Origin of the sequence: Metamycoplasma equirhinis, assembly GCF_006385185.1 — a bacterium.
GTDB lineage: Bacteria > Bacillota_I > Bacilli_A > Mycoplasmatales > Metamycoplasmataceae > Metamycoplasma > Metamycoplasma equirhinis.
Genome location: NZ_VFIX01000011.1, coordinates 1 through 3,177 on the forward strand (window position 1 = coordinate 1; position 3,177 = coordinate 3,177).

A 3,177-nucleotide genomic window follows, 5' to 3' on the forward strand; every position below is an offset into this window, starting at 1 on the left:
TATATTCTGCGTCAGCAAGATTATATTGAGTTTCTAATTCTCGTAAGGCTTTATCTAATTCGTCAACTTTATCTTTATTATTTTCAGCTTCTGTTTTAGCGGCCTTAAGATCTCTGGTTGCTTTTTCGAGAGCCTCTTTAACTTGACTAATACGGTTTGTTTCTGAGTTTAATTCATCGGAAACTTTTTTCAATTGTTCATTGATTTTTGTTAATTCATCATTGACTTTTTTTGTACCTTCTGCATATTTTTCTTGTTCGGTTTCTTTTTTAAGTTTTTCTAAATCTTTAACTAAATTTTCTAATTCGGTTTTAGATGCTTGAAGTTTAGACTTGTCTTTTTCGCCTATCGCTTGCGCTGCATTTTGAATTGCATCGGTAACTTTTTTCTCAATAGTTTTAATTTTGTTATCTAAATCTAGTTTTTTATCAGCAATTTCTTTTTGTTTGTCCGTTGTTAATTTAGTTGCTTCAGTTAATTTAGAATTAAAGTTTTCTCATTCGGTTTTTGCATTAATAGTTTTATCTACATCGGTAACTTTTTTAGCGATTTCATTTGCTTTTGTAATAGCTTCCGATAATTCGTTTAATGCTTTTTGTTTATTATCTAGTCCTTGAGCATTATTCAAAATATTAGATTTGTTTTCTAACTCTTGACTCGCAGCATTTAGATCATCTTTTAGTTTTTCAATTCTTTGTTTTTCGGCTTCTTGAGCATTTTTTAATGTTTGCTCTTTGGCTCTTGCCTCAATAAGTTTGGTTTCGATTTGAGTAATTAGCGCACTGGTCTTATTTTCTAGATCAGAGTATTTAATTTTTTTAGATTCATTTAACAGTTTTTTAGCATTTTCTAAGTTTTTTTCTAATTTACTAATAGCTTCGGTGACTTTGTCTAATTTATCTGAATTATTTTCAAATAACAAAATGTTTGTGTCAACATTTTGTTTTAATGTTTCATATTCTTTATCTGCGACTTTTCGTTCATTTTCAATGTCTTGTTTTTGCTTTAAAATTTCAGTTTGTTTTTGCTTTGCATCTGTGATTTTTGAGACCAAAGAATTAAATTCGTTTTGATATTTAATTTGGTTTGCTTCAGTTTCAGATTTAGTATCGTTTGCAGTTTTTAGCGCATTAGCAATTTCTGCTATCGCTTCTTCTGTTTTTACTAAATCATGTTTATTTGCGGTTTGTGTTGCGTCATTAACCTTACTTATTGCGCCATCTAATGCACTAATTGCATCATTTATTTTTTGCTTAATTTGATTAATGTTATCTTGTTCTGCTTTTTTGATTTTTTCTTCTAATGTTTTCTTTTCTTTTTCTGCTTCTTTTAATTTATCTTTTAAGTCTTGATCGCTTACACCGGCTTCATCAGCTTGTTTATTTGCCTTATTTCCTTTTTCAATAGCCTCATCTAATTGTTTTTGTTTTTCTTTTAAATCATCCAGTTTATTTGGATTGGCAGTTTTAGCGTCATTAATAGCTTTATCCAATTCTTGTTTGGCTTCTTGTGTTGCTTTTTTAGCGTCATCTTCAGCTTTATTAATATTTTTTAAAGCTTCTTCAGCAGCTTTTGATTTATTTTTAGCATCAGTTATTTTTGAATTAAGATCAATATGTTCTTGATTTAGTTTTGGTTCGTTTTTTATTTTTTCTAGCAATTCTTCTGCTTTAGTAATTTCTTTATCTAATTCAGTTTTTGCTAAATCAATATTTGCTTTATTTTTATCAGAGATAGCCTTATCAACATTAGCAATTTCTTTATCTAGTGCTTCAATTTGCTCTTTAACTGCTTCTTTTGATTTAGCAATTTCTTTTTCTTTATTTTCAACCTTAGCTTTTTGGTCTTTAATTTCATTTTCAGAGTTAATTAATTCTAATAATTTATCTTCACATTTCTTTTTGTTTTCACTATCATTTGCTGCTTCTGAATCTTGTTTTGCCTTTTCAAGATCAGATTTTGCCTTAGAAATTTGTTCTAAAACAGAAGATAATTCATCTTTATCTTCACTATTTTTATTTTGATTTGCTTCTTTGATTGCTTCATTAGCATTTGATATTGCATCAGCAACTTTTTTATCAAGTTCATTTTTTGCTTGTTTTAAAGCATCTAATTTTTGTTGTGAACTTTGCGCTTGATTTTTAGCGTCTTCTAGTGCTTTAGCAAAGGCGTTATACTCATCTTTAAATGAATTTTTTGATTTATCATCTTTGGCATCATTATTAAGAGTTTTGGCATCATTAATTGATTTATTTAATTCATTTAGTGCATTTTCTAATTCAGAAATTGTATTTTTTGATTTTGTATTATTAGTTTTTGATTCTAAGTCTTGCTTTTGATTATTTAATTTATTTTTTAATTCATTTATTCGAGTATTTTCGGCATCTTTTCGGTTTTTAGCATCAGTTAAAATTTCGGCAGCTTTTTCAAGTGCTTTTTTTAATGTATCTACTTCATCAGTTAATTTGGCTTGATTTAATTTTTGCTGTAAAGCTTGGCCTTTTGCTATTTTTGCTTCTAATTCTGCGATTGCCTTGTTTAAATCATTTAGGCTTTGAGCGTTTTTAGCATCTGCACCTGCTTTTTCTAGTTCTTCAAGTAATTCTTTTAGTTCGTTTTTTAATTCTGAATCTTTTGCTTTCTTTTCTTCAATACGCTTATTAAGTTTTTTAGATTCTTCTTCTAAACGTTGGATTTGCGATTCAATTTTTGCTTTAGCTTCAGGTTCATTTAATTTATTAGCTTCTTTAGCAGCTTCACTGGCAACATCTTTTAATGTGTCAATTTGCTTTTTAGCTTCTTCTAGCTCTTCAACAGTTTGAGCATCTTCGCCTTTTTTAATTGCTTTATCAACTTTATCTTTTAATTCTTCAGCAAATTTTTTAATTGCTTCTTTTTGTGCAATTTCATCTTGCTTACTAATTTTATCTTTTAGAATTTGAATTTCAGCATTAGCATCATTAATTGCACCATCTAATTTATTGATAATGTCATTTAAATCGAAAATTTTTGCCTTGGTTTTAATTTCCTCAGCAGCAGCAGATAATTCCTCAAGTTCTTTAATTGATGCTTTAAATTCGGGAATTATTACTCCCTTTTCAGCACGTTCAATTGCTTCTTTAATTTGACGAATAATTGTTTCAGCACGTTTTTCAACTTTACTTTTATCTTTTAAAA

1 protein-coding gene is annotated in these 3,177 nt (G+C 28.3%); it reads right to left on the reverse strand.

The features are described from left to right. Nucleotides 1–3,177: hypothetical protein (locus FJM08_RS03475; protein WP_170177189.1), on the reverse strand; the 3,177-nt coding region annotated here is incomplete at both ends.